The 2,750-nt window shown below is 63.8% G+C and carries 2 protein-coding genes; both read left to right on the top strand.

What is annotated here, in order from left to right:
* The coding region (gene cutA, locus RHODMAR_RS11795) for an aerobic carbon-monoxide dehydrogenase large subunit (protein WP_042938902.1) at positions 1-2,341 on the top strand (2,341 nt) is incomplete at its 5' end.
* Positions 2,338-2,750 (top strand): SRPBCC family protein (locus RHODMAR_RS11790; RefSeq protein WP_008714776.1); only part of this gene is annotated, 413 nt, incomplete at its 3' end. The genes cutA and RHODMAR_RS11790, both read left to right, overlap by 4 nt.

Below are 2,750 nucleotides of genomic sequence, written 5' to 3'. Positions count from 1 at the left end.
GATCGCTGCCTTCGTTCGCTCACCGCACGCACACGCCCGCATCACCGGAATCGACATCGACGCTGCTCTCGCCATGCAGGGAGTGCATGCGGTCTACACCTACGATGATCTCGAAGCCGACTCCGCCGAGATGGCAGAGGGCTTGCCGCTGTTGATCCCGCACCCGGCAATCATCGCCCCGCGCAACGGATATCCGCTTGCAAAGGACGAGGTCAACCACGTCGGTGAGGCCATCGTCATGGTCATCGCGCAGAGTCGCTACGTGGCCGAGGATGCCTGCGCCGCCATCGACGTCAGTTACGACATCCTGGATCCGGTCGTAGGAATCGACACCGCACGCGCCGCGGCTCGGCACGTGCACGACGATGTACCCGACAACGTGGCTGCGCATCTACAGCACAGCTTCGGCGACATCGACCGCGAATTGGCCACGGCGCCGCACCGGATCACGCTGAATCTCGATGTGGAGCGATCGGCGGCCATGCCATTGGAGGGCAAGGGCGTCTATGCGCGGTGGGACAGCGACGAGGAAACGCTGACCTTCTGGTCGTCGACTCAGACCTCCACCTCGGTTCGTGCTGCCGTCGCCGCGCGGCTCGGCATGGCAATGAACAAGATTCACTGCATCGCACCGGACGTCGGTGGCGGTTTCGGCGTCAAGATCATGCACCCCTGGCCCGAGGAAGTCATGGTGACGTGGGCAGCGCGGCAGCTGGGCCGAGCCGGCATCTCCAACGAGGTCAAATGGGTCGAAGACCGGCGTGAGCACTTCATCTCGAGCGCCCACGAACGTGCGCAGGTCCAGGAGGTCACCCTGGGGTTCGACGACGAAGGCCGGCTGCTGGCGTTCGACTTCACCGTCTGGCACGACAACGGGGCCTACCTGCCCTACGGCATCATCGTGCTGATCAACACCGCGACGCAGGTGCTCGGACCGTACAAGCCGGTCTCGTTCCGCTGCAACGGCTATTCGCTGTACACCAACACCGTCATCGTCATTCCCTATCGCGGGGCCGGCCGTCCGCAGGGCGTGTTCGCGATGGAACGTTCGATGGACGCCATCGCCCAGTATCTCGGCAAGGACCGACTCGAAGTTCGCGAGAAGAACCTCATCAGGCCCGAGGAGATGCCCTACGACTTCGGCCTGATGTTCCAAGACGGCCGGCCGTTGATCTACGACACCGGTGACTATCAAGCCGGTATCGACAAGCTCAAGGCATTGATCGACTGGGACGGCTTCCCGGCCTACAAGAAGCAGGCCGCCGCCGAGGGCCGCACCGTAGGCATCGGCGTCGGCGCGTATGTGGAAGGCACCGGCCCGGGTCCGTACGAGGGAGCTCACGTTCTCATCGAGAACTCGGGAAAGATCAAGGGTGCGACGGGCCTGACCACCCAGGGGCAGGGTCATCAGACGACGTTCGCGCAGATCGTCGCCGATGACCTGGGCGTATCGATCGCCGACATCGAGATCACCACCGGTGATACGCGTCGATTCGGTTATGCCGTCGGCACATTCGCCTCTCGCGGCGCGGTCATGTCCGGTTCCGCGTTTCACGTCGCGGCCCAGATGGTGGCCGAGAAGGCGAAGATCATCGCCGGCCGCGCTCTGGACCTGGACGTCGCCGAGTTGGAATTGCGCGGTGGCTTCGTGAGCAAGATCGGCACCGAACCCGGAGCCGAGGGAACCTCGATCTCCCTCGGAGTGGTTGCAGTGCTGTCCAATCCGCTGCGGTACGCGTTCGACAAGGAGTCTCGGCAGGCGACCGGATTCGCGAAGATGGGCACCGATATGTCCATCCCACCGGTGCCGGAGGGTGAACAGCCCGGACTCGAGGCGACGGGGTACTACTCGCCCCCACGGTCGACGTTCGCGTCGGGCATTCACGCCGCGATCGTCGAGACCGACCCGGTGACGGCGGAAATCCACGTCGAGCGCTACGCCGTCGTCCACGACTGCGGCAACGTAATCAATCCCCGAATCGTCGAGGGGCAGATCCACGGCGGTGTCGCGCAAGGAATCGGCGGTGCCCTCTACGAGAAGATCGTCTACGACGAGCACGGGCAACTGCTCAATGCCTCGTTCATGGACTTCCTGATGCCGTTCGTGACCGAGGTTCCCGAGACCATCGAGATGGATCACACCGTCACGCCGTCCGGACTCAATCCGTTGGGAATGAAGGGTGCCGGCGAGGCAGGCGTCATTCCCACCAGCGCAGTCATCGCAGCCGCTGTCGAGGACGCCGAAGGCTTTCCGATCACCTCCATGCCCATTTCACCGTCCGACCTCTACGAGCTGCGGCTCAACCACGCGCTCGCCCAGACATCCCAGGAGATTTCATGAGAATTGCAGGCACCGCAACGCTGACCGCACCGCCCGCCGAGGTGTACGACAGCATGCAGGACGGCCGCGTGTTGGCGGCAACCATTCCCGGCGTGCAGTCACTCGAGCAGTTGAGCGATGACCACTACAAGCTCTCCATCACAGCTGGGGTCGCCGCGATCAAGGGCACGTACGACGGTGAAGTACTGCTCTCGCAACAGAATCGACCCGAATCGTTCGTCATGACGGCCTCCGGGGCGGGTGCGCCTGGCACCGTGCGCGCCGATGTGACCATCAAGCTCGAGCAGACCGAGAGCGGCGGCACCCTGCTCAGCTACGACGCCGATGCTGTGGTCGGCGGAATGGTCGGCGGCGTCGGGCAGCGCATGATCACCGGTGTCGCCAAGAAGATGGCCGGAGTGTTCTTCAA

The organism is Rhodococcus sp. AW25M09 (genome assembly GCF_000333955.1).
Taxonomy (GTDB): domain Bacteria; phylum Actinomycetota; class Actinomycetes; order Mycobacteriales; family Mycobacteriaceae; genus Rhodococcoides.
Note: the sequence above shows the minus strand (reverse complement) of the source record. Positions and strands in the feature narration are given on the sequence as shown.